Annotated in this window: 16 protein-coding genes; 5 read left to right on the top strand and 11 right to left on the bottom strand. The window is 61.7% G+C overall.

The genetic code is table 11. From position 1 onward, the window contains the following. Positions 1–31: 31 nt before the first annotated feature. Both ACYASU_RS21120 and putA read right to left on the bottom strand, forming a co-directional pair. Positions 32–1,834: an acyl-CoA dehydrogenase gene (locus tag ACYASU_RS21120; protein ID WP_463583937.1), complete on the bottom strand. Its 1,803-nt coding sequence runs from the start codon at positions 1,832–1,834 to the stop codon at positions 32–34. A 226-nt stretch (positions 1,835–2,060) separates the two neighbouring features. Beyond that, positions 2,061–6,014 (bottom strand): trifunctional transcriptional regulator/proline dehydrogenase/L-glutamate gamma-semialdehyde dehydrogenase, encoded by a 3,954-nt coding sequence (gene putA, locus ACYASU_RS21115; RefSeq protein ID WP_463583936.1) that lies wholly within the window; start codon positions 6,012–6,014, stop codon positions 2,061–2,063. A gap of 432 nt (positions 6,015–6,446) precedes the next feature. Between putA and putP the strand changes: the two genes are divergently transcribed. Next, positions 6,447–7,931, top strand: a complete 1,485-nt coding sequence (gene putP / locus ACYASU_RS21110) for a sodium/proline symporter PutP (protein WP_463583935.1) — start codon at positions 6,447–6,449, stop codon at positions 7,929–7,931. 57 nt (positions 7,932–7,988) lie between these two features. On the opposite strand, the gene ACYASU_RS21105 is transcribed toward putP, so the two are convergent. Then, positions 7,989–8,660 (bottom strand): polysaccharide lyase family 7 protein, encoded by a 672-nt coding sequence (locus ACYASU_RS21105; protein WP_192171166.1) that lies wholly within the window; start codon positions 8,658–8,660, stop codon positions 7,989–7,991. A gap of 301 nt (positions 8,661–8,961) precedes the next feature. Here ACYASU_RS21105 and ACYASU_RS21100 point away from each other — a divergent pair, with 301 nt between their 5' ends. The 3 genes from ACYASU_RS21100 to ACYASU_RS21090 are packed head-to-tail and all read left to right on the top strand — an operon-like array spanning position 8,962 to position 12,004. Continuing rightward, entirely contained in the window at positions 8,962–11,118 is a 2,157-nt protein-coding gene (locus tag ACYASU_RS21100; RefSeq protein WP_463583933.1) for a putative bifunctional diguanylate cyclase/phosphodiesterase, read from the top strand. A gap of 57 nt (positions 11,119–11,175) precedes the next feature. Beyond that, positions 11,176–11,676, top strand: coding sequence for a YgjP-like metallopeptidase domain-containing protein (locus ACYASU_RS21095; protein WP_282368802.1), 501 nt, complete (start codon positions 11,176–11,178; stop codon positions 11,674–11,676). 31 nt (positions 11,677–11,707) lie between these two features. Continuing rightward, positions 11,708–12,004, top strand: a complete 297-nt coding sequence (locus ACYASU_RS21090; protein ID WP_463583932.1) for a winged helix-turn-helix domain-containing protein — start codon at positions 11,708–11,710, stop codon at positions 12,002–12,004. Between the two features lie 77 nt (positions 12,005–12,081). On the opposite strand, the gene ACYASU_RS21085 is transcribed toward ACYASU_RS21090, so the two are convergent. Next, positions 12,082–12,540 carry a GNAT family N-acetyltransferase gene (locus ACYASU_RS21085; protein WP_192130954.1) on the bottom strand — a complete coding sequence of 153 codons (459 nt, stop codon included), beginning with the start codon at positions 12,538–12,540 and terminating at the stop codon, positions 12,082–12,084. Between the two features lie 205 nt (positions 12,541–12,745). Between ACYASU_RS21085 and ACYASU_RS21080 the strand changes: the two genes are divergently transcribed. Next, positions 12,746–13,483 carry a substrate-binding periplasmic protein gene (locus ACYASU_RS21080; RefSeq protein WP_282368682.1) on the top strand — a complete coding sequence of 246 codons (738 nt, stop codon included), beginning with the start codon at positions 12,746–12,748 and terminating at the stop codon, positions 13,481–13,483. Here the strand turns inward: ACYASU_RS21080 and yccS are convergent. The 7 genes from yccS to betA all read right to left on the bottom strand — a co-directional run bounded on the left by yccS (position 13,464) and on the right by betA (position 25,136). Beyond that, on the bottom strand, positions 13,464–15,671 hold the full coding sequence (yccS, locus tag ACYASU_RS21075) for a YccS family putative transporter (RefSeq protein WP_463583931.1): 2,208 nt from the start codon (positions 15,669–15,671) through the stop codon (positions 13,464–13,466). The genes ACYASU_RS21080 and yccS overlap by 20 nt on opposite strands. A gap of 320 nt (positions 15,672–15,991) precedes the next feature. Beyond that, positions 15,992–17,170 carry a BaiN/RdsA family NAD(P)/FAD-dependent oxidoreductase gene (locus ACYASU_RS21070; protein ID WP_463583930.1) on the bottom strand — a complete coding sequence of 393 codons (1,179 nt, stop codon included), beginning with the start codon at positions 17,168–17,170 and terminating at the stop codon, positions 15,992–15,994. 194 nt (positions 17,171–17,364) lie between these two features. Beyond that, the gene (gene dbpA, locus ACYASU_RS21065) at positions 17,365–18,744 is read right to left on the bottom strand and encodes an ATP-dependent RNA helicase DbpA (RefSeq protein ID WP_074893676.1); all 1,380 of its coding nucleotides are present in this window, start codon (positions 18,742–18,744) and stop codon (positions 17,365–17,367) included. A gap of 86 nt (positions 18,745–18,830) precedes the next feature. Beyond that, positions 18,831–20,273 (bottom strand): multidrug transporter subunit MdtD, encoded by a 1,443-nt coding sequence (mdtD, locus tag ACYASU_RS21060; protein WP_463583929.1) that lies wholly within the window; start codon positions 20,271–20,273, stop codon positions 18,831–18,833. A 113-nt stretch (positions 20,274–20,386) separates the two neighbouring features. Beyond that, positions 20,387–21,712 carry a TldD/PmbA family protein gene (locus ACYASU_RS21055; protein ID WP_463583987.1) on the bottom strand — a complete coding sequence of 442 codons (1,326 nt, stop codon included), beginning with the start codon at positions 21,710–21,712 and terminating at the stop codon, positions 20,387–20,389. Continuing rightward, complete coding sequence (locus ACYASU_RS21050; RefSeq protein ID WP_463583928.1) at positions 21,712–23,154, bottom strand: TldD/PmbA family protein; 1,443 nt, start codon at positions 23,152–23,154, stop codon at positions 21,712–21,714. Before ACYASU_RS21050 ends, ACYASU_RS21055 begins: the two co-directional genes overlap by 1 nt. Before the next feature lie 278 nt (positions 23,155–23,432). Next, positions 23,433–25,136: a choline dehydrogenase gene (betA, locus tag ACYASU_RS21045; RefSeq protein ID WP_463583927.1), complete on the bottom strand. Its 1,704-nt coding sequence runs from the start codon at positions 25,134–25,136 to the stop codon at positions 23,433–23,435. Positions 25,137–25,258: the final 122 nt, after the last annotated feature.

The following is a 25,258-nucleotide window of genomic DNA, read 5'->3' as shown; positions in this document are numbered from 1 at the left end:
AGCGAGTCGCTGCGGCTGTCATGTGGCGGGCTTAAAACCAGCCCGCCTGCATCGACAGACAAGCGTCATCCCGGCGCTCAAGAATCGCCAGCTCATGATGGCAACCCGGTACTTCCCACGTCAGGAAGTACCGGGCGGCTTGCAATTTGCCTTTGTAGAAGTCGGTGTCGGCTTCGTTGTTCTTCTCCAACCCCTTCTGCGCACGAATCGCCTGTTCCAGCCAGCGCCAGCCAATCGCCGCGTGCCCGAACGCTTTCATGTACAGCGCCGAGTTGGCCAGCGTCCCGTTGACCTTGCCCTGGCTCAGATCGGTCAGTAGGCCAATGGTCACCGCTTGCAGGCGAGCGACCAGTTGCTCCAGCGGTTGGCGCAATACCGTCAGCGATTCATGGGCCTGGGCCCGCTCGCAGGTGTCAGCGATCAGACGAATCAGTTGCTTGAGCCCCGCGCCTCCGTTCTGCGCCAGTTTGCGTCCCAGCAGATCCAGCGACTGAATGCCGTGAGTGCCTTCATGAATTGGGTTGAGGCGGTTGTCGCGGTAGTACTGCTCCACCGGGTACTCACGGGTGTAGCCATGGCCGCCCAGAATCTGGATCGCCAGTTCGTTGGCCTTCAGGCAGAACTCCGAGGGCCAGGACTTGACGATGGGCGTCAGCAGGTCAAGCAGCTCGTGGGCGTGTTTGCGCACGTCCTCGCTGTCGCCCGTCTGCGTGTCGTCGAACAGCCGAGCGGCGTAAAGGCCCAGGTCGAACGAGCCCTCGACGTAGGCTTTTTGCGTCAGCAGCATGCGTTTCACGTCGGCGTGCTGAATGATGGACACCGGCGCCCCGTCCGGTGACTTGCTGTCAGGCAGTCGGCCTTGCGGACGTTCGCGGGCGTATTCCAGCGAGTACAGGTAACCGGCATAACCCAGCATCACCGCGCCCATGCCGACGCCGATGCGTGCCTCGTTCATCATCTGAAACATGCAGCTCAAGCCCTGATGCGGCTTGCCCACGAGATAGCCGACGCAGTTGTCGTTGTCGCCAAAGTTCAGCGCCGTGGAGGTGGTGCCGCGCCAGCCCATCTTGTGAAACAGCCCGGCCAGAATGACGTCGTTGCGCTCACCGAGACTGCCGTCGTCGTTGACCAGAAACTTCGGGACGATGAACAGGGAAATGCCTTTCACCCCCGCGGGTGCGTCGGGCAGTTTGGCGAGGACCAGATGGACGATGTTTTCGGACAGCGGGTGATCGCCGCCCGAGATAAAAATCTTGTTGCCGCGCAGGCGATAGCTGCCGTCTTCCGCAGGCTCGGCGCGTGTGCGGATGTCCGACAGCGACGATCCGGCGTGGGGTTCAGTCAGGGCCATGGTGCCGAAAAAGCGGCCCTCGATCATCGGTTGCAGAAAGCGCCGCTTTTGCTCGTCGGTGCCGAAGTTTTCAATGAGATTCGCCGCGCCCATGGTCAGGAAAGGGTACGACGCCGTCGCGGCATTGGCGGACTGGAAATGGGCAAAGCAGGCCTGAGACAGCAGGGTCGGCAGTTGCATGCCACCGGCGTCGAAGTCCCGGGCGGCGTTCAGAAACCCGGCCTCGAGAAAGGCGTCCACGGCGGGTTTCACTTCCGGAATCAGCACCGCTGCGCCGTTCTCGTAGCGCGGCTCGTTCTCGTCGTTTTTGCGGTTGTGGGGCGCGAAATACTTTTCCGCAATATTGCGCGCCGTGCTGATCGCTGCATCGAAGGTTTCCCGGCTGTGCTCGGCAAAACGCTCGCGCCGAGTCAGCGCCTCTGCGTCCAGCACTTCATACAGCTCGAAAGCCAGATTGCGGGAACTGAGAAGCGTCTCGGACATGGCGGCGTACCTTTCTTGGGAATGCCGTCGAGTCTAGGGGCGAGGAGAAGGGGTGAACAGGATGATTGATGCGGGTGATGGGGCGCTCAAACGGCCACCAAACGGCAAGAATGCATCGGCGCCACCGCAAAAACGGATGGCGCCCACACTGGCCTCTTCCCGGCTGAAGCCTGTCCCACTGAACAGCGCGTGTACTGAGTGGGACCAGCTTTGGCCGCGAAGGCCTTTAGCCGATTGTCATGAGGCTCGCATTACCGCCCGCTGCCGCGGTGTTGACGCTCAGCGCACGCTCGATCACCAGACGCTCCAGCGCAATGTTGGTTTCGCCTTTGGAAAGCCCGTGAACGCCGATGATCGCGCCGCTGCGTTGAGCGACCTGTTCGCAGATGGCGCGCAGTTGATCGGAATCGCCATGGTGCAATACCGCGTCAATGGCGACCGCGTCCTTGTTCCAGTCGGCAACCAGCTTGATGCGCGACTGCACATCCTTCGGCAGACGATTGCGCAGCGACTTGGCCGGTTCAACGTCCGGCACGATTGCCATACTGCCCACCGCCATCACTGCGGCCAGTTGCGCCAGCAGATCCGTCTCATCTTCGGCCAGACACAGCACGTGCTCACGCGGCAGGATGCTGTAGCTGTTGCGCTCGCCGGTCGGGCCCATGAGCGTGCGGGTCACGCCGCTTTGGGATTGCTCGGCGAACTGGCTGCATAACACCTCCAGATCGCTGAGTTGTTGGCTGCTTGCCCAGGCCCTGAGCGCATTCAGCGGCTTGAGCATCGCCTCCTGCATGCGGATGTCCGGCGCCTGAAGCGCATCGCGGGCGGCGAAGGATTTATGCACGGCATCGGCGGGACGCGTCGACAGCAAACGGTAGAGATACAGCGGGCCACCGGCTTTCGGGCCGGTGCCTGACAAACCTTCGCCACCAAACGGTTGCACACCCACTACGGCGCCGACGATGTTGCGGTTGACGTACATGTTCCCGGCGTTGACGTTGTCGATCACCTTGGCGATGGTCTCGTCGATGCGCGTGTGTACGCCCAATGTCAGGCCATAACCGGAGGCGTTGATCTGCGCGATCAGTTGATCCAGCTCACGACGCTTGTAGCGCACGACGTGCAGGACCGGGCCGAAGATTTCCCGTTGCAGTTCGTCGAAGCTGTCCAGTTCAATCAGCGTCGGCATCACGTAGGTGCCGCGTTTGATCTCGTCGCTGTCGGCAATGGCGACCTGATACACGTTGCGGCCTTTGTCGCGCATGGCCTGGATGTGTTTCTCGATGCCGGCCTTGGCTTCCTGATCGATCACCGGGCCGATGTCCACCGACAGGCGCTCCGGGTTGCCGAGGCGGCTTTCGGCCATTGCGCCTTTAAGCATCTCGATGACGCGGTCCGCTGAATCTTCCTGCAAGCACAGCACACGCAGTGCGGAGCAGCGTTGGCCGGCGCTGTCGAACGCCGAGGACACCACGTCGATGACCACTTGTTCGGTCAGCGCCGAGGAGTCGACGATCATCGCATTCTGGCCACCGGTTTCAGCGATCAGGGGAATCGGCCGGCCCTGAGCATCGAGACGGCCGGCGACATTGCGTTGCAGCAAGCGAGCGACTTCAGTGGAACCGGTGAACATGACACCCTTGACGCGATCATCGCCGACCAGCCGTGCGCCGACGGTTTCACCGCGGCCCGGCAGCAGTTGCACCACGCCTTCGGGAATACCGGCTTCGAGGAGAATGCGGACGGCCTGCGCGGCAATCAGCGGTGTCTGTTCGGCGGGTTTGGCGAGCACCGGGTTGCCGGCCGCCAGGGCTGCAGCCACCTGACCGCTGAAAATTGCCAGCGGGAAGTTCCACGGGCTGATGCACACCACAGGGCCCAACGGGCGGTGAGCGTCGTTGCTGAAATCGTTGCGTGCCTGCACCGCGTAGTAGCGCAGGAAATCCACAGCCTCGCGCACTTCGGCGATGGCGTTGGCGAACGTCTTGCCGGCTTCGCGAGCCAGCAAGCCCATCAGCGGTTGTATTTCGGCTTCCATCAGGTCCGCGGCGCGCTCAAGGATTGCGGCACGTTCGGCCGGCGGCGTCGCCTGCCAGATCGGTCCGGCGCTGAGTGCGCTGAGCAGGGCGTTATCGACGTCTTCCAGGCTGGCTTCCTGTACGTGGCCAACGACGTCACGCAAATCGGACGGGTTCAGGACCGGCGTTTCAGTGCCAGCGCTGACCGGGCTGCCCAGCATCGGGCCCGCCTTCCAATCGTTGTGCGCCGTGGCGAGCAGGGCAGAAGACAGCGATGCCAAACGATGTTCGTTGGCCATGTCGATGCCGGCGGAGTTGGCGCGCTCGCTGCCGTACAGGTCGCGCGGCAGCGGAATGCGTGGATGCGGCAGGCCGAACCCGCCTTCCTGGGTGGCCATGCGCTCGATGCTGGACACGGGATCGGCAACCAGTTCCTGAATCGAAATCGACTGGTCAGCAATGCGGTTGACGAAGGAGGTGTTGGCGCCGTTTTCCAGCAGTCGACGCACCAGATACGCCAGCAGCGTTTCATGGGTGCCGACCGGTGCGTACACGCGGCACGGTCGGTTCAGCTTGCCATCGGCGACTTTGCCGACGACCTGTTCATACAAGGGTTCGCCCATGCCGTGCAGGCACTGGAACTCGTACTGACCGGGGTAATAGTTCTGACCGGCGATGTGGTAAATGGCCGACAGCGTATGGGCGTTGTGGGTCGCGAACTGCGGGTAGATGACTTCCGGCACCGAGAGCAGTTTGCGTGCGCAGGCGATGTAGGAAACGTCGGTGTAAACCTTGCGCGTGTAGACCGGGTAGCCTTCCAGGCCCTCGACCTGGGCGCGCTTGATTTCACTGTCCCAGTACGCGCCTTTCACCAGACGGATCATCAGGCGATGGCGGCTGCGGCGGGCCAGGTCGATGACGTAGTCGATCACATAAGGGCAGCGCTTCTGATACGCCTGGATCACGAAACCGATGCCGTTCCAGCCGGTCAGTTGCGGTTCGAAGCACAGGCGTTCGAGCAGGTCCAGCGACAGCTCCAGGCGATCGGCTTCTTCGGCGTCGATGTTCAGGCCGATGTCGTATTGCTTGGCCAGCAAGGTCAGCGACAGCAGGCGCGGGTACAACTCATCCATCACGCGCTCGTACTGTGCCCGGCTGTAACGCGGGTGCAGCGCGGACAATTTGATGGAGATGCCAGGGCCTTCATAGATGCCGCGACCGTGGGAGGCTTTGCCGATCGAGTGGATGGCTTGCTCGTAGGACGCCAGGTATTTCTGCGCGTCATGCTCGGTCAGGGCCGCTTCGCCGAGCATGTCGTAGGAGTAACGGAAGCCTTTCGCCTCGAACTTGCTGGCGTTGGCCAGAGCTTCGGCGATGGTCTCGCCGGTAACGAACTGCTCGCCCATCAGGCGCATGGCCATGTCGACGCCCTTGCGGATCATCGGCTCGCCGGACTTGCCGATGATGCGGCTCAGCGAGGAGGTCAGGCCCGCCTCGTTGTGGGTGCTGACCAGTTTGCCGGTCAGTAACAGGCCCCAGGTGGCGGCGTTGACGAACAGCGACGGGCTGTTGCCGAGATGCGGGTGCCAGTTGCCGGTGCTGATCTTGTCGCGGATCAATGCGTCGCGGGTGCCTTTGTCAGGAATGCGCAGCAGGGCTTCGGCCAGGCACATCAGCGCCACGCCTTCCTGCGATGACAGCGAGAACTCCTGCAGCAGGCCCTGGACGATACCGGCGCGGCCACCGGCGCTCTTCTGGTTGCGCAGCTTTTCAGCGATCGACGCCGCCAGCTTGTGGGTTGCATCGGCCATTGGCGCAGGCAGGCGCGCCTGCTCGATGAGCATCGGCACCACTTCAGGCTCGGGACGGCGGTAAGCGGAGGTAATCGCGGCACGCAGGACTGACTGGGGAAGGATGCTTTCGGCGAATTCGAGGAACGCCTGATGGGCGTTGTCGGCGGGCAGATCACCCTGATCATCGGCGTCTTTGCCACCCTGACCACTGAGTTCATTCAGGGTCGCACCGCCCTCGAGCTTCTCCAGATAATTGAAGATCGCCTGCTTGATCAGCCAGTGGGGCGTCCGGTCGATGGACTGCGCCGCCGCTTTCAGTCGCTCACGGGTAGGGTCGTCGAGTTTGACACCGAGGGTGGTGGTGGCCATTTCTTATCCTCATGACAGCCACGGTCATGTGGCTTAGCTGCGGCAAGATTAGCCGCGGGATCGAAAGGGTGCAACCGGGTGCAACCGCTTTTTTCAAAGTGTTTCCAAAGTGCCCTGTATTGAGTCGAGCTGGCCTGGCGTCGCCCGGTTCGGGTGCCTGCTTGGCCAAGGCTCTAGCTGGCTGTTGCCCTGCAAATACGGGGTATATGGCACTTTGATCTAAATTGTAAAAAAGCCATGGAATGGCGTTTTTCGGGTTGCACCTGCGCCAGAGTGTCCTCTAGGATGCGCCGCTTTGGTGCATTCAAGCGGTGTGCAGCGGCGAGGTTCTCGCCAGCCCGCGACGCACGCGAGCGGCCAATCGCGAACCTGATGCCCTCAGGAGGACTTCGCTCTGCTCGCGCCTATAAAAACAACGCCGGAACCTAACCGATGAGTGTCAGCAACCCTACCTTGATCACTTTCGTGATCTACATCGCCGCGATGGTCCTCATAGGACTCATGGCCTACCGTTCCACCAATAATCTCTCGGACTATATCCTCGGCGGGCGCAGCCTCGGCAGTGTGGTCACGGCGCTTTCGGCCGGTGCATCGGACATGAGCGGCTGGTTGCTCATGGGGTTGCCGGGCGCGATCTACATGTCCGGTCTCTCGGAAGGCTGGATCGCCATCGGGCTGATCGTCGGCGCCTACCTGAACTGGCTGTTCGTTGCCGGTCGCCTGCGGGTACAGACCGAGCACAACGGCGATGCGCTGACCCTGCCGGATTACTTCTCCAGCCGCTTTGAAGACAACAGCGGCCTGCTGCGGGTGATTTCCGCCATCGTGATTCTGGTGTTCTTCACGATCTACTGCGCTTCCGGCATCGTCGCTGGCGCGCGGCTGTTCGAGAGCACCTTCGGCATGTCCTACGAAACCGCGTTATGGGCAGGCGCTGCGGCGACGATTGCCTACACCTTCATCGGCGGCTTCCTGGCAGTCAGCTGGACAGACACCGTACAAGCGACCCTGATGATCTTCGCGCTGATCCTTACGCCCATCATCGTGCTGCTGGCGACCGGTGGCATCGACACCACGTTCATGGCCATCGAAGCCCAGGACCCGAGCAACTTCGACATGCTCAAGAACACCACTTTCATCGGCGTCATTTCGCTGATGGGCTGGGGCCTGGGCTACTTCGGTCAGCCGCACATCCTGGCGCGCTTCATGGCCGCTGACTCGGTCAGGTCGATCGCCAAGGCCCGTCGCATTTCCATGACCTGGATGATCCTCTGCCTGGGCGGCACCGTCGCGGTGGGCTTCTTCGGCATCGCCTACTTCTCGGCGCACCCTGAGGTGGCCGGTCCGGTGACTGAAAACCACGAGCGCGTCTTCATCGAGCTGGCCAAGATCCTGTTCAATCCGTGGATTGCTGGCGTTCTGCTTTCGGCCATTCTTGCGGCGGTGATGAGCACGCTGAGCTGCCAGTTGCTGGTCTGTTCAAGTGCGCTGACCGAAGACTTCTACAAAGCCTTTTTGCGCAAAAGCGCGTCCCAGGTTGAGCTGGTGTGGATCGGCCGGGCCATGGTGCTGTTGGTGGCGCTGATTGCGATCGCCCTGGCGGCGAACCCGGAAAACCGCGTGCTGGGTCTGGTCAGCTACGCCTGGGCCGGCTTTGGCGCCGCGTTCGGGCCGGTGGTGCTGATCTCGGTGATCTGGAAGGGCATGACCCGCAACGGCGCACTGGCGGGGATTCTGGTCGGCGCGATCACGGTCGTGGTGTGGAAGCATTTCGAACTGCTGGGCCTGTACGAGATCATCCCCGGCTTCATCTTCGCCAGCATCGCCATCGTGCTGTTCAGCGTAATCGGCAAAGGCCCTACGCCGGGCATGCTGACGCGCTTTGAAGCAGCGGAAAAAGTATACAGGGCGGCATAAGGGCTGCCTGTTCAAGAGCCCGAGCGACACTGGCGCTCGGGCTCCCTTGCGAGCGCATCAGCTCTTGTTGTGGTCGGCGTCCAGGTTGAAGAACATGGTCTTGCCGCCTTCGCTGGTGTAGCCCGTGTTGTCCTGGGTGTAGACACCGGCCTTGAAGTACAGCTGCTGTTTGCTCCAGGTGGCGCTGATCCGGTCGTTCCAGGCCATGCCGTGGGCGGTCACGCTGAGCAATCCGGCTTTATTGAGGTGGATGACGTAATTGAACGTCTCGTTCAGGCTCACGTTTTCCGCCACCGTGATCACGCGCGCTTTTTTGTCGGTGGGGTGGTAGCGGACCTTGGCGACGATGTTGCCCATGTGCGTCGCTTCCAGGTACTGATATTCGAGCTTCAACAGCGGCTGCGTGCTGTCGTAGACGTGGATCTGACCGATGACGACCCTGCCTGAAGATGGCACCTGGAGAACCTTGAGCTTGGCATTCAGATAATTGTCGGCGTCCTGGTAGTACCAGTTGTGCAGCGTGCCGTTGGACCAGGTCTCGCGCAACTCGGTACGCGGGTAGATAGCGTTGGCGGTCTTGCTTCCGGTAACCGGAGCCCAGAATGTGATGTTCGATGAGCCGGACTTGAAGTATTTGCCGTCGTAACCTTGAAGCAGTTGTTGTGTCTCGATGGTGGCGGGGGGCGAGCCCACTGGAATGCTCAGATTCCACGTTCCCAAATCAATCATGTCTAGTCGTCCGATATGTCTCATTGCCAGCAAAGTTGCGGGCGAAAGGGGGTTGGGGGCGGCTTTTTATACGGTTCCACGGCGCATTTGTTAACGCGAATCTGTCGGATGGTTGACGTCAAAGTGCCGCTATCTTCGCTGCAGCTCAGGGTGTTCCTGACATTGAGCACCGTTACCGTTAGTCGGTTGGATGGCACTTTTCGAATTGCACTACTATGGCTACCTTCTTTTTTCTCCAATCGAAGCTAGAGTAATGGCCAATCAGTCCATCAGCGGGGCCATTCCCCGGGCAGTAAAGTGAATGATGAGTAGCAGCATGGAATGCGCGCAGTCCCTGCCAACCAGTGGCAAATCAGTATTGTTGGTTGTTGACGATTATCCGGAAAATCTGGTGACCATGTGCGCGGTACTGCAGCGCCAGGACCGGGAAATCATCACCGCCGCCTCAGGCATGGAAGCGTTGGGTATTTTGCTGGACCGAGATGTCGATCTGGTGCTGCTGGATGTGCAGATGCCGGACATGGATGGCTTCGAAGTTGCTCGCCTCATGCGTGGCAGTCTGCGAACGCGATTGACGCCGATCATCTTCCTCACCGCCAACGAACAATCCCGCGACTCGGTGCACAAGGGTTACGCCAGCGGCGCAGTCGATTACCTGTTCAAACCCTTCGATCCCAATATTCTCAGGCCCAAGGTTCAGGCGCTTCTGGAGCAGCAGCACAATCGGCGTGCCCTGCAGAAGCTGAGCCGCGAGCTGGAATCGGCGCGGGCGTTCAACGCCTCGGTGCTGGCCAACGTGGCCGAAGGCATCCTTGTCGTCACTGAAGACGGCGTCATCAGCTTCGCCAATCCGGCGATCTGCCGGTTGCTGGGCATGACCGACGGAGAGCTGCGCGGCACCGGGTTGTGCACTTACCTGCACGAGCCCAGCGTTGGCGAATGGGCAGATTCCGGCTTTTATCATCACTATCGCCGTGCCGATACCTATCGCGTCCATGACGCCGTGCTGCGAACGCCCGAGGGGCGTCAGGTCCCGGTCGCGTTGTCCTGCGCGCCGCTGCCCGCCGAGCAGCGCGCGATGGTGCTGAGCGTGCTCGACATGTCAGTGGTGCGTGACCTCTATCGTCAGCTCGAACATCAGGCCGTGACGGACTCCCTCACCGGGCTGCTCAACCGCCGCGGCTTTTATCAGACCGTCGAAGGGATGCTGTTGCGCAACGAGCATGCGGGCAAATACCTGGTCGTGTTGTACCTGGACCTCGACGGCTTCAAGGATGTGAATGATTCCCTGGGCCACGATGCGGGCGATCAGGTGTTGCAGTGGGTCGGCGCGCAATTGAAAGACTGCCTGCGCCCTTACGATGTGCTCGCGCGCATGGGCGGCGACGAGTTCGTGGTGGTCATCGACGGACTGGATTTCCCCGAACATGCCGCGAAGGTCGCCGAAAAGCTGATCGAGAGGGTGTCTGCACGGCGCATGATTGACGGGGTCGAAGCCACACTCGGCGCGAGTATCGGCATCGCGGTCTACCCGGACTGCGGCACCAATCTGGATGGCCTGCTGCGCGCGGCGGATATTGCGATGTACGAAGCCAAGCGCGCAGGGCGTCAGCAATACCGCTTCTTCGATCAGTACATGAATGGCCGCGCACGCTCCCGTCTGATGCTCGAAGAGAGTGTGCGCACGGCGATCGATGGCAAAGACTTTTCCATGGTCTACCAGCCGCAGGTCAACGTGGTCACCGGCAAGACGCGGGGTTTTGAAGCGCTACTGCGCTGGCATCATCCGGACGCGGGCGATGTGCCGTCAGGCGTGTTCATTCCGCTGCTGGAGGAGACGCGGCTGATCAACAAGCTCGGCGGCTGGATTTTCGAGCAGGGTGCGGCGCAGCGCCAACGCTGGAGCGACGTCTTCCCGGACGATCTGGTCATGAGCGTCAGCGTGAGCCCTGCGCAATTCAGCCTGCCGAATCTGGCGGCCGAGTTGCAGCGCGCGATGCAGATACACGGCCTGAAACCCCGGCAACTGGAAGTCGAGATCACTGAGCCTTCACTGGTCCACAACCTGGTTCACAGCCGCAAGCAACTGCAGGACCTGCATGACATCGGCGTGCGTGTGTCGCTGGACGATTTCGGCGCAGGCGACAGCTCCCTTGCCCATCTGCGCAACCTCGATCTGGACACCTTGAAGCTCGACCGGCACTTCATTGGCGGCATGCTGGGATCGTCCCGGGATCTGGCCGTCGCACGTAGCATCATTGATCTGTGTCGCATGCTCGATATCGAGGTAATTGCCGAAGGCGTCGAAACCTACGAGCAGTATGAGTGGCTGGTCGACAACGGCTGTCAGATCATTCAGGGCTTCCTGATTGCTCATCCGATGCCGCCATTGGAGGCAGAGCGTTTTGTCGAGCCGGTCGATCTGCCGGTCGCGTTACAGCTGCTCGGGCAGGACTGACGCGGTAGACTCGCGTTTTTCCCGCGACCCGATCCGACCATGACTGTCACTCCCCCCATGCCGCTCAAATACCTGCAGGCTTATCCCGAAGGCCTGCAGGATCAGGTTCGGCAGCTGATCTCGCAGGACCGGCTGACGGAGTATCTGCAGCAGCGCTACCCGGATCGCCACGAAATCCAGAGCGACAAGGCGCTGTACGCCTACGCGCTGGCGCTCAAGCAGGAATACCTGCGCAACGCGCCGAACATCGACAAAGTGCTGTTCGACAACCGGCTGGACCTGACACACCGCGCGCTGGGCCTGCATACCACGGTGTCGCGGGTGCAGGGCGGCAAGCTTAAATCCAAGAAGGAAATCCGCGTGGCTGCGCTGTTCAAGGAGGCCGCGCCGCAGTTTCTGAAGATGATCGTGGTCCACGAACTGGCGCACTTCAAGGAGTCGGACCACAACAAGGCGTTCTATCAGTTGTGCGAACACATGCAGCCGGGCTATCACCAGCTGGAATTTGACCTGCGCATCTACCTGACCTGGCGGGACATGCAGACGGCCGTGCGCTGATCAGCCGCTAGCGCTTTTCAAGGAAGTTTTAATGGACGTCAGCAAGACCAAGAGCAGTTTCTACCGCCGCCTGTATGTGGCGTATCTGATCGACAGCGGCATCGCCAGCAGCGTACCGGCACTGACCGACGTCACCGGCATGCCCCGTCGCACCGCCCAGGACACCATCGCGGCGCTGGCTGATCTGGATATCGTCTGCGAATTCGAACAACTGGATGGCGGCCGCAATCATGCCGGCGGTTACCGGATTCATGACTGGGGCGCGATTGACCGCCGCTGGATCGAGGGCAATTTGCAGGCCCTCAAGACGGTGCTCGGGTATCCGTGACGTCGTGTGGGGCGTTGATTCTAGAGCTTCCCGGCTAAAGCCGGTCCTGCGAGGGACATCAGGGTCCCCGCGCCGGATCAGTCCAGATCGCGACGCATGCTGATGTGCGGGATGCCGTCCTCGACGTACACCTCGCCCACCGGATTAAAGCCGTAGCGGCTGTAGTAACCCTGCAAGTGCGCCTGGGCCGAGAGAAATATCGGCTGGTCCGGCCACTGAAGTTCGGCGTGTTTCAGCGCCTGAACCATCAATTCATGACCCATGCCCTTGTTGCGCATCGATGGTGCAGTCACCACGCGGCCAATGGTCACGTCACCGTTCTGCTGAATCGGGTCCAGCAGGCGCAGGTAGGCGACCAGCTGATCATCCTGCCAAGCCATGAGATGGCAGGTATCGCCCAGCAAATCCTGGCCATCGACGTCCAGATACCAGCATTTCTGCTCCACCACGAACACCTGCGCCCTCAGTTGCAGAATGGCGTACAGCTGCTCTTTTCCAAGGTCGGTATGGTGTTTGCAAATCCAGTTGATAGACATGACGCCGGCCTGCGAGAAGAAGTGGATGCCGGATACTAAACGCATATCGGCGCAAGCCCAAATTCGCGGCGAGCAGGGCTCGATACTGATTCAATCAACGGCGCGTCATTTTGTTGAACTGCAGCACAAACATCGTAGTGTTATGAGTTGTGCAATGCGCAAAATGCGTCTTCACTGAAGGCCAGTTGCCACAAGGAAGCTGAGCATGTCGCGTTTGCTGTGCGCCGCAGGGCTGTTGGGAATGATGCTGATAGCCCAAGGCGCGGTCGCGCAGACATTGCGTCTCGCCGGCGATGCGTGGGCGCCTTATGCCGACGTGTCATTGCTGCACGACGGGCTTTCCACTGATCTGATTCGCACGGCCCTGGGCCGCGCCGGTTATGACACCGAATACGAGCAGGTCCCTTGGGCGCGGGCGATTCACGGGCTGAGCGAAGGGCGGTATGACATCGTCATCAACGCCTGGTACAGCGAAGACCGCACGCGCATTGGGGTTTTCTCTGCGCCATACCTGATTAACCGCCTGCTTTTCCTGAAACGCAAAGACGCCGCCATCGACTTTCAGAGCCTGTCGCAGCTGCACGGCTATTCCATTGCCGTCGTGCGCGGCTACGCCTATTCGCCCGAATTCGACGCCGATGCCGAGCTGAAGAAGGTGCCGGTTGCGAATTTCTCGACCTCTGTCAGGATGCTCGCGGCGCGCAGGGTCGACTTAACGGTGGAAGACGAGTACGCGGCGCGCTTCGCCCTCAACCGCGAGCCGGCTGACGTACAGGCCAGCGTTGAATTTCTGCCCAAGTCACTGAGCGAAAACAGTCTGCACATGCTGGTCAGCATCAAACGGGCGGATCATCAGCAGATCGTTCTGGATTTCGACAAGGCTATCGCCGACATGAAAGCCGACGGCACGTACGACAAGCTCATCAAGCTGCACGGTCTGTGAGGTCGGGCTCTTTGGCCGGTTCTTTGATCAAGTGCGCTGCGAGGGTGCGCAACGGCCCCAACTGACGGCAGATCAGCGCGAGTTGGGTTTGCACCAGCCGTTGGCCTTCGTCGATTTCTTCCGGCATCTGTTCCAGGCTCGTCGCCAGCGCCTCCTCTGCGTCGCTTTGCACCGCCACCGGCTCACGCATCGCCAGGCTCTGGGCGATTTCATCGATGCTCGCGGCAAGGCTGGCCCCGGCGCCCTCGATCAGTTGCTCGCGCACTTCGGGCGGCAGCGGTGCGTCCCGATGGGCGCCCAGGCCCGACAGATAACTGAGCAGCGTGTGTGACAGCACCAGGAAGCGGAAACCGACGTCGGCCTCTTTGCGGAAATGCCCGGGCTCCATGAGCATGTTGGCCAGCGTGGTGGAAAGTGCCGCGTCGGCGTTATGGGCGTTGCGGCGGGCCAGTCGATAGGCCAGATCGTCGCTCTTGCCGTTCGCGTACTGCTGCATGATCTGGCGCAGGTAAATGCTGTTGCACGACAGCGTGTTGGCCAGCACCTTGTTCAGTCGACGGCCTTGCCAGTCGGGCAGGAACAGGAACACCGCCAGGCCGGCGATCAGGCTGCCCAGCAGCGTGTCCAGCAGGCGCGGCAGGAACACGCCGTAACCGTCGCCGACCTGATTGAAGCAGAACAGGATCATCACCGTGATTGCCGCCGTCGACAGCGTGTAGCGCGTGGTGCGGTTGACGAAGAACACCACGCCGGCCAGCACCGCGCACATCGATTGCAGGACCGGCGTGGTGATCAGGTCGAACAGAATCCAGCCCGCCGTCAGGCCAATGGCGGTGCCGATGATGCGCTGCCCGAGTTTGCGCCGCGTGGCGCCGTAGCTTGGCTGGCAGACAAACACCGTGGTGAGGATGATCCAGTAACCCTGGGACGGGTGAATCAGGTGAACCATGATGTAGCCGATGACCAGCGCCAATGGCAGGCGCAGGGCGTGACGGAACAACAGCGAGGTCGGCGTCAGTTGCAGCCGCAGCCGCGTCCAGACGTCCTTGAGGTTGCGCGGCGAGCGGTCCAGCAGACTGCTGTCGGTGGCGTCCGCCAGGGCGTCGGGGTTGCTCGCATCGCTGAGCAGCCGGTCAAGGGTGCCAAGGTTATTGGCCAGCGCCCGCAGCGAACGCAGCAGCCCGCGCCACGCCGGATTGCTCTGAATGCGCAGGTGTTCGAGGGAGGCGCGCAGGTCATTCAGCGCGTGGGCGAAGCTGTCGTCATAGATGAACGGCTGGCGCAGCTGGATCGACGCTGACAGGTCACGGCAGGCTCGCCCTTGCTGGCGTAGCAGGCGCTGGCAGCGAAACAGCACGTCACTGTGGAAGAACGCTTCGGCCAGGGAGTTGTAGGGATAGTGCGACGAACTGGCACGTTCGTGGATGTCCTGGGCCAGGAAGTACAGCTTCAGGTAGCGGCTGACCTTCGAGCCGGGGCGGCCACTGCCCACACGGTTGAGGATGATTTCCTTGGTCACGTTGAGTGCGCCGACGACCTTGCCGTTCTGCTTGGCAAGCTCCAGGCGCTTGGCTTCGATATCAAGGGTGCGAATCGGCTCGAACAGCTCTGATTTGAGCTTCAGGTACAGGCCCAGCTCACGAAACAGTCGGGCCAGGGCCTGCTGCACCGGCTGATTGGAAAACAGCATCTGCCACAGCACCGACAGCAGGCCGTACCACGCCGCACCTGCGACCAGCAGCATGGGTTCATGCCAGAAATCGGTGACTTCGCCGCCGCGCTGATCGACGCCGATCATGGTGTAGACCGACAGAATCAACGTCGCGTAGGCAATGGCGCCGTAGCGCTCGCCCAGCGCGCCGAGCATCGTCAGGCAGAACGCCGCGAAGGCAAACGCGCAGATAAACACCACGGGGTAGGGGAACAGCAGCTCCACGGACAGCGCCGCGATGCTGAAGCACACCAGCGTCACGGCCAGCGCATTGAGGCGGCCTTGCCAGCTGTCGTCGGTTTCCGACAGGGCGCTGGCGATAATCCCGAGGAACAGCGGGATCAGCTGAGACATCTCGTTCTGGTACCAGCACAGCGCCATGCTGCCGGTCAGCGCGATGAAAACCCGCACGCTGTAGGAAAACTTGTCCAGCGCCCAGAGACGGCGGAATGTATTGCGCAACGATGTCGATGCCATGAACGCTGACGGCCTTGTTCGCGATTGATTTTGCTGAGGGATATGTACAGCGCCGGATGCGCGCTGTACATCCGGTTAGCAAAATTTATTCCGGGGCGGATGCCAATACCTCAAGACGCACCTTGACCCCAAGGGTGCCTCTCTCATTTGCGACACGCCCTTGTAGGAGCAATCGGAGGTAACGACGGTCGCGAAGGCGCAAGGTCAGGCACTGAATGTGTATTGCCTGACCCGGCCTCTTCGCGACCGTCGTAAACTCCGATTGCTCCTACAGAGATCGCGTGCGTCTGTGACGTTGTGGGCTTGCTCGCAACGACTGCTCAGACGAACTGCGCCGCCGCATATGCCGATGCCCAGGCCCACTGGAAGTTGAAGCCGCCCAGATGCCCGCTGACATCCAGCACCTCACCGACAAAATACAGCCCCGGTGATTTCAGGGATTCCATGGTCTTCGACGACACCTCGCGGGTGTCGATGCCGCCCAGTGTCACTTCTGCCGTGCGATACCCTTCGGTGCCCGCCGGTACCACTTGCCAGCTCGCCAGTCTGGTGGCGATGTCGGCCAGCTCAGCGTGGGTGTACTGCTTCATCGGCTTGGACACAAACCATTGCTCGGCAATCAGGTTGGCCATTTTCTTGGTGAAAATCTCGCCGAGCAGCGTCTTCAGTTCGCTGTTCGGGCGTTCGGCCTGTTGCTCGGTGAGCCAGTTGTGGGCGTCGTGGTCGGGCATCAGGTTGATTTCGACCGTGTCGCCCGGCTGCCAGAAGGACGAGATCTGCAGAATCGCCGGCCCGCTCAAGCCACGGTGGGTGAACAGGATGTTCTCGCGAAAGCTGACGTCGTTGCAGCTCACCAGGCAATCGACCGACGTGCCGGTCAGCTCGGTGCACAGCTCTTTCAATTGATCGGTGATGGTGAACGGCACCAGGCCCGCCCGGGTAGGCAATAGCGTGTGGCCGAACTGCTTGCCGACCTGATAACCGAAACCGGTGGCGCCCAGCGTCGGAATCGACAGCCCGCCTGTGGCGATCACCAGCGACTCGCAACGGAGCTCGCCCAAGGTGGTTTTCAGCAGGTAACCGCTGTCGGTTTTCTCGATGCTCTGCACCGAGGTGTCCATGTGCAGGCTCACGCCAGCGGTGTCGCATTCGGCGAGCAGCAGATCGAGGATGTCGCTGGACTTGTTGTCGCAGAATAGCTGGCCGAGTTTCTTTTCGTGGTACGGCACGCCGTGCTTGCCCACCAGTTCGATGAAATCCCACTGGGTATAGCGGGCCAGCGCCGATTTGCAGAAATGCGGGTTCTGCGAGAGGAAGTTGGCGGGCTCGGTGTACAGGTTGGTGAAGTTGCAGCGACCGCCGCCCGACATGAGGATTTTCTTGCCCGGCTTGTTGGCGTGATCGATCAACATGACCTTGCGCCCGCGCTGGGCCGCCGTGAATGCACACATCAAACCTGCGGCGCCGGCGCCGATGATCACAACGTCAGTAACGGGCAAAGCGGTGTCCTCGGAATATCGGGAAGAAGATCGTGGAATCTGTCAGCGATCAATGTTGATTCTGCTGACGCTTTCGCCAGCAAGGTGGAGCGCCACCCCGGTCGCTCCCACAGGGGTTGCGCGGCCTTGTAGGAGCGACCGGGGTGGCGCTCCACCTTGCTCGCGATCAGGGGGCGATGCGGTATTGCGGGTGTTTACAAGATCCGCACGCGCAACGATTTGCCCTTGATCTTGCCGTTGTTCAAACGCTCCAGCGCCTGCTTGGCCATGCTGCGTTCCACGGCGACGTAGGCCTGGAAATCAAAGATCGCGATCTTGCCCACCTGAGTGCCGGGAATGCCGGCTTCGCCGGTCAGCGCGCCTAGAATGTCGCCGGGGCGCAGTTTGTCTTTGCGGCCGGAACCGATGCACAGCGTGGTCATCGGTGGCAGCAGCTTGCCGCCTTCCTTGCGCTCCAGTTGGTCGTACTGCTGCCAGTTGAGCGGCGCTTTCTGCAGTTCTTCAACGGCGCGGGCGCGCTGGCTTTCGCCGGGCGCGACGAGGCTGACGGCGATGCCGGTCTCACCCGCACGACCGGTACGGCCGACGCGGTGAATGTGGATTTCCGAGTCCCGCGCCAGCTCGACGTTGAGCACCATGTCCAGGCCATCGATGTCCAGACCGCGCGCAGCGACGTCAGTGGCCACCAGCACCGAGGTGCTGCGGTTGGCGAACATCGCCAGCACCTGGTCGCGGTCACGCTGTTCCAGATCGCCATGCAGGCCGACGGCAGACATGCCCTTGGCGGTCAGGTGATCGACCACTTCCTGAACCTGCTGCTTGGTGAAACAGAACGCCACGCAAGACTGCGGACGGAAATGATCGAGCACGCGGACCACCGCTTCAAGGCGTTGCTCTGGCGCGATTTCGTAGAAGATCTGCTCGATCTGGCTGTCGGCGTGGAGCGCTTCGACCTTGACGGTCTGCGGGTCACGCATGAATTTCGAGGACAGCTGCTTGATGCCGACCGGGTACGTGGCCGAGAACAGCAGGGTTTGGCGACGCTTCGGCGTCTGCTCGATGATGTCGGCGATGGCGTCGTAGAAACCCATGTCGAGCATGCGGTCGGCTTCGTCCAGCACCAGCGTGTTCAGGCCGTCCAGTACCAGCGAACCCTTGCGCAGATGCTGCTGAATGCGACCCGGCGTGCCGACGATGATGTGCGCGCCGTGCTCCAGCGAGCCTATTTGCGGGCCGAAAGACACGCCGCCGCAGAGCGTCAGGACCTTGATGTTGTCTTCGGAACGCGCCAGACGGCGGATTTCCTTGGCCACCTGGTCGGCCAGCTCACGGGTGGGGCAGAGCACCAGCGCCTGGCAGCCGAAGTAGCGCGGATTGATCGGATTGAGCAGGCCGATGCCGAATGCAGCGGTCTTGCCGGAGCCCGTCTTGGCCTGGGCGATCAGGTCCATCCCCTTGACGATCACCGGCAGGCTCTGCGCCTGAATCGGCGTCATCTCGGCATAACCAAGGGACTCCAGGTTAGCCAGCATGGCGGCGGAAAGGGGCAGTGAGTTAAAAGCGGTGTTAGTCACGGGACGGGCCTGCAAAACAAAATGTCGCGCAGTGTATCAGGTCGCGACCCCTGCCTTGGGGCCGCGCGCGATAAATGGTGAGGGGGTCATGCCTCGATCTCGGGCTCCGGTTGCGGTTTGCGGGCCGGTGCTTCGGGTGCCATGCGCGGCGATAGCTGCAGGAAGATCGACGCCGCCAGCATCGCCAGCACGCCGACGCACAGGAAGGTCAGCTGAAACGCGCCGAGCACGTCGCTGACTTCACCCGTCGCCACGTCGTCGCTGAATCCGCCCAGCAAGGCGGCCGCACAGGCGACGCCAAGACTCAGGGACAACTGCGCGACCACCGACAGCAAACTGTTGCCGCTGGCGGCACTGGCGTCATCGAGGTCGATCAGCGTCACCGCGTTCATCGCCGAGAACTGCAGCGAGTTGACCCCGCCTAAAAACGCCAGATGAATGAGCAGCAGCCAGTACGGCGTGTTGGCCGTGACCAGCGCCATGCTCGCCAGCAGAATACCCAACAGCAGCGTATTACCGGTCAGCACGATGCGATAACCCAGTCGCTCGATGGCTTTGGTTGCCAGCGGTTTGGCGAACATCGCCGCGAGGGCCAGGGGAATCATGCTCATGCCGGCGTGTGACGGTGAGTAACCCAACGCGACTTGCAGCATCAACGGCAGCAGAAAGGGCAGGGCGCCGCTGCCCAGGCGCGCGAACAGATTGCCCATGATGCCCACCGCAAAGCTGCGGGTCTTGAACAACTGAGCGGAGAACAGTGGCGCTTCCACATGACTGGCGCGCAACCAGTACGCGGCGAGACAGGCCATGCCGCCGAACAGCAGCATCACCACCCGCAAGTGCGGGAGGTTCAGTTCGCCAAGCCCTTCCATGGCAATCGTGATCAGCACCATCGAGGCGCCAAACAGCCCAAACCCCGCCAGATCGAAGCGCGTGCGTCCGCCGCCCTGAAGATCGGGGATGAATTTGCGCACCGCAAAACACCCCAGAATCCCCACCGGAAGGTTGATCAGGAAGATCCAGTGCCAGCTCAGGTATTCCACCAGCCAGCCGCCGACCGTCGGGCCCATCAGCGGGCCGAGCAGGGCGGGCATGGTGATGAAGCTCAACGTGCGCACCAGTTCGGTTCGGGGGTAGGCGCGCAGCACAATGAGGCGTCCTACCGGCATCATCAACGCACCGCCGAGGCCCTGAATCACCCGTGCGCCCACCAGCATGCCGAGGGAGTTGGACACCGCGCACAGAAACGAGCCGAAGCTGAACAGCAGGATGGCGCTGAAGAAGATGCGCTTGATGCCGAAACGGTCGGAAATCCAGCCCGACGCGGGGATCAGCAGGGCGATGGTCAGCATGTAAGCGATGATCACCGACTGCATGCGCAGCGGGTTTTCCGCCAGCGAGCCGGCCATGGAAGGCAGCGCGGTGTTGAGGATCGTGCCGTCCAGGCTTTGCATGAAAAAAGCGATGGCGATGACCCATGGCATCCAGCGCAGGGTGCGGGCGTCCAGCTGCGGTGTTGAGGTCGGCATGTGGATCGAGGGTCCTTATGGGTTGCGGGCAACGGGCTTGTTGCTGTTTGGATATAACTTCCAAAGAAAGCTGTGTGGATGCCCGACAGTTGGGTGCCGGGCAAGCCGATGCATTACAACGTCAGCGTCAACCCACTCAGCAGCGCACCCGGCAGCAGATTCGAGGCGGTCTGGCGCTGACTGTAGGTGCTCGTCGACAGCAGGAGTTCCCTTTCTGTGGTCAGTTGCTCCAGTGCGGTGCCCAGCAGGCTGAAGATGCTGTCGTCGAAACGCATGGTATTGACCGGCGCCTTGATCTGCCCGTCCTCGACCCAGAACGTGGCGAAGCGCGTCATCCCGGTGATGCGCCCGGCGGTGCGGTCCGAGAAATTCAAATACCACAGGTTGCTGATGTACAGGCCCGTGCCCAGCGCTTCCAACACCTCATCCAGCGCCAGCGAACCGCCTTCCATGCTCAGCGCACTCGGCGACTCGCCCCAGCCTGCGCCGTTGGCAACCAGGCCGTATTCGGCGGCGCTGCGCGAGTCGATCATGCGATCCCGGGCGACGCCTTCGGCCACCAGCGACAGGTCCATGCGCGGATAACCCTCGCCGGAAAACGCAGGGGACAACGAGCCGCTGACCTGCTCGTTCACACTCACCAGCGAACTCAGCGTGGATTGGCCGTCGTACAGCCGCTGCAAGGGACTGGTCTTGTCAGCCAGCGACTGCGCGGAGAAACCACCCCAACACAACATTCCGATGACTTCTTCCAGTGCGGCGGGCGCCAGATAGGCACGGTATTTCCCGGGCGCGAGGGCGTGTGCCGGGTGGCCAAGAAACGTCAGTTGCTCACGGGCCAGCGCAAAGCGCCGTGCAAAGCCCTCGTCAGTCCAGGTGTGGCCGGCGTAATTGGCTTTCACTGCCTGGCCGTTCTCGTGGAACAGGCTCCAGTCGAAATTGAAACTGTTGGCCTGATGCCAGCCCAGCGCACCACTTGAGCTGGCGAAACCGCGATAGATCGGCCCGGCGGCGTAGATGCCGACCAGATCCAGCCCCTCGCCCAATTGCGCGATCTGCTCGACCACATGGGCGCTGTCCGGCAACGGCGTCTCCTGCACGTTGCTGCTCTGCCAGGCCTCTTCGTTCAACTGGAGATAAGGGTCTTCCGGCAACAGCGTCAGGGTCTCGCGCAACTGAGTCAGGGCTTCGCTCAGGCGCTGTCGATCGACCTCGGCATCGCCCGACAGCGTGAGGTTTAGGTTGGCGTGACGGCCGTCGGCGATCAGCTTGAAGGTCACGCTGGCCTGCTGCACGTGGCCGGCCTGACGCACCTTGGCGTGGTTGAAGCGAATGAAGTCCGACGCTTCGGCGTCGTAGCTCAAGGTGTAACGCTCGTCTGCCGTGACCGCGCCGTGCAGCCATTCAGCCAGGGCCTTGAATTGCGCTTGATGGGACATCATGCGTCACCTCCGAAAACATCAACGCTGGCGAACACGCAAGCGGGCGAGGCGTGCCCCACGCGGATCACTTGATTGGGCTCGCCTTTGCCGCAGTTGGGCGTGCCGAGGACCTTGAAGGTGCTGGCGTCGCCGACCGCGCTGAGGTTGCGCCAGAACTGGGCGGAGATCGCGCGGTAGTTCGGGTTTTTCACCACGCCCTTGATCTCGCCGTTCTCGATCAACTGGCCCCACTCGCAGCCGAACTGGAATTTGTTGCGCGCATCGTCGATCGACCACGAGCGGTTTGTGCTCATCAAAATGCCGTGCTCGATGCCGCCAATGAGCTGCGCCATCGACTGGTCGCCCGGCTCGATATTGAGGTTGGCCATGCGGTCGATGGGTGCGCGGTTCCAGCTGGACGCGCGGCTATTGGCGACGCCTTCCATGCCGCTGCGGTATTGCGACAGCGCGCCGCCCAGCGGCCTCACCAATACGCCGTCCTTGATCAGGAATTGCTTGCTCGCCGGTGTGCCGTCGTCATCAAAGCCGTAGCTCGCCAGTTGCTCGGGGATCTCGGGATCGAAGGTCACGTTGAGCAGGCTTGAGCCGTATTGCAGGCTGCCGAAGTCACTGGCTTTGACGAAGCTGGTGCCGGCGTAATTGCGCTCATCGCCGAGGATGCGGTCCAGCTCCAAGGGGTGACCGATGGATTCGTGGATTTGCAGGGTCATCTGGTCGGGCGTCAGCAACAGATCCCGCGGTCCGGAGGGCGTATTCGGCGCCATGACCAGTTGCAGCGCCTGATCGGCGACATTGACCGCCGCACCGATGATCCCGCACGAAGCGATGACTTCCGCGCCGCCTTGCTGGCCGAAGTTCTCGCGACCCAGGCTGCGGGTCTGGCTGTCCTGCCCGTCGTAGGCCGTGACGGTCAGCCCGGGAAAGACGAAGCGCTGGGCCTGACGAATCTCGGCGCCGGCGTTGTTCAGGTAGATCTGCTCGACGTTCTCAAGGCCCAGGCTTACCTGCCAGTTGACCAGACGCTCGTCCCTGGGCACCGACGCCGATTCAGCGTTGAGCAGGGCATAGCAATCGCTGAGCGATGGAAACGCGCTTTGCAGGTTGGGCGAAAGGTAATCGGCACGAGCGGTGGCGACAGCATGGTTGTGCAGGTCGAGCAGCGAATGCAGGGCCAGTTGCCGGGCTTGAATCTCTGCTTGTTCCAGCGCCGATTGAAGGCCGCGCTGGGAGATGTCGTTGGTGGCCGCGTAGGCTTCGACGCCATTGATGCGCACGGTCAGCATCGCGCCTTCGTCGATGCTCAATTGCGGCGGCTCGGCGACGTTCTTGCGCACCGACAGATGCTGGCTGGTCTGTTTGACGTAACGCAGGGAGAAAAACGGGGCGCTGCTCTGCAGGGCGGCGAACCGCTGTTTGAGCTGAGCGGAAAAGTCGAACATGCAGGAAGGCTCCTTGGCGATTCGGACAGGCAACGGCCTGAATCATAGCGCGGATGATCACTGCAGCGGGGAGGGATGGCGGTGGAGGCACGTCGGCGCCGCAGATGTATCAGCGGGCAAATGGACTGTGGGAGTGAGCTTGCTCGCGAAGAGGTCGGCACATCCACTGAATCTTTAGCGGCTGAAATGCCTTCTTCGCGAGCAAGCTTGCTCCCACATCCGGGTGTGCTGCACGATTGCACAGCATCCCGAAGGATCTCAAAGAGCGCTGGCGGTGGTTACTGCGCCAACGGACCCACTTCGCGCATCGGCTTGCCACGCACGGGCGCATCGCCTGCGACGTAGTAATCGGCGGTGCTACGCGGCAGTGGAGCACGGCCGCGGATCTTGTCGGCGATTTTCTCGGCCATCATGATCGTCGGCGCGTTGAGGTTGCCGGTGGTGATCAGCGGCATGATCGACGCATCTACCACACGCAGCCCTTCCATCCCGTGCACACGACCCTGACCGTCAACGACCGCCATTTCATCGGTGCCCATCTTGCACGAGCAGGACGGGTGATACGCCGTCTCGGCATGTTCGCGGATGAAGGTGTCCAGTTGCTCGTCGCTCTGCACGTCGATGCCCGGGCTGATTTCGCGGCCACGGTATTGGTCCAGCGCCGGCTGCTGCATGATCTCGCGGGTCAGGCGAATGCCGTCGCGGAATTCCTGCCAGTCCTGCTCGGAGGCCATGTAGTTGAAAAGAATGCTCGGGTACTCGCGCGGATTCTTCGATTTCAACTGCACACGGCCACGGCTTGGCGAACGCATCGAACCCACGTGCGCCTGGAAACCGTGCTCCTGCACGCCCTTGCTGCCGTTGTAGTTAATCGCGACCGGCAGGAAGTGGTACTGAATGTTCGGCCACTCGAATTCCTCGCGCGAACGAATGAAACCGCCCGCTTCGAACTGGTTGCTGGCGCCGATCCCTTTACCGAGGAACATCCACTCGGCGCCGATGGCCGGCTGGTTCCACCACAGTAGCGACGGGTACAGCGAGACCGGCTCTTTGCAGGCGTACTGCAAATACATCTCGAGGTGGTCTTGCAGGTTCTCGCCAACGCCCGGCAGATCATGAACGACCGGAATGTCGAGCTTCTTCAGCAGCGCGGCGGGGCCGACGCCGGAACGCTGCAGGATCTGCGGCGAAGCAATGGCGCCGCCACACAGCAGGACTTCCTTGCGAGCGCGCGCTTCGATGCGGGTGTCGCTGTCGCCAACCAGGTAGGCCACGCCGACGGCGCGCTTGTTGTCGAACAGAATCCGGTCTGTCAGCGCGTGAGTGACGATGGTCAGGGTCGAGCGCTTCTTCGCTTCGTCCAGATAGCCACGGGCGGTGCTGGCGCGACGGCCGAACGGCGTGACGGTACGGTCCATCGGGCCGAAACCTTCCTGCTGATAACCGTTGAGGTCGTCGGTGCGCGGATAACCGGCTTGCACACCTGCTTCAACCATCGCGGCGAACAGCGGATTGTTGCCGGCCTTGGGCGTGGTGACGCTGACCGGGCCTTCGCCGCCGTGGTAGTCGTTCGGGCCGATATCGCGGGTTTCTGCCTTGCGGAAGTACGGCAGGCAATCGAGGTAGGACCAGTCTTCCAGGCCCGGGTTTTTCGCCCAGCCGTCGTAGTCCATGGCGTTGCCGCGGATGTAGCACATGCCGTTGATCAGCGACGAGCCACCCAGGCCCTTGCCGCGACCGCATTCCATGCGGCGGTTGTTCATGTGCGGCTCTGGCTCGGTCTCGTAGGCCCAGTTGTAGCGACGGCCTTGCAGCGGGAACGCGAGGGCGGCTGGCATCTGCGTGCGGAAGTCGGCGCGATAGTCCGGGCCGCCGGCTTCAAGCAACAGCACGGTGACGCCTGCGTCTTCGGTGAGACGGGCTGCCAGGGTGTTACCGGCCGAGCCGGCGCCGATGATGATGTAATCGAATTCCTGGGACATTTGAAATGCTCCCTCTTGAAAGTAGTCGGAGGTGCGCAAGTCCTGTAGGAGTGAGCTTGCTCGCGATGAGGTCATAGCCCCAATGTTGCTGGCGGCTGACACTCAGCAATCGCGAGCAAGCT

It is taken from the genome of Pseudomonas sp. HP_12, from assembly GCF_055283955.1.
Note: the sequence above shows the minus strand (reverse complement) of the source record. Positions and strands in the feature narration are given on the sequence as shown.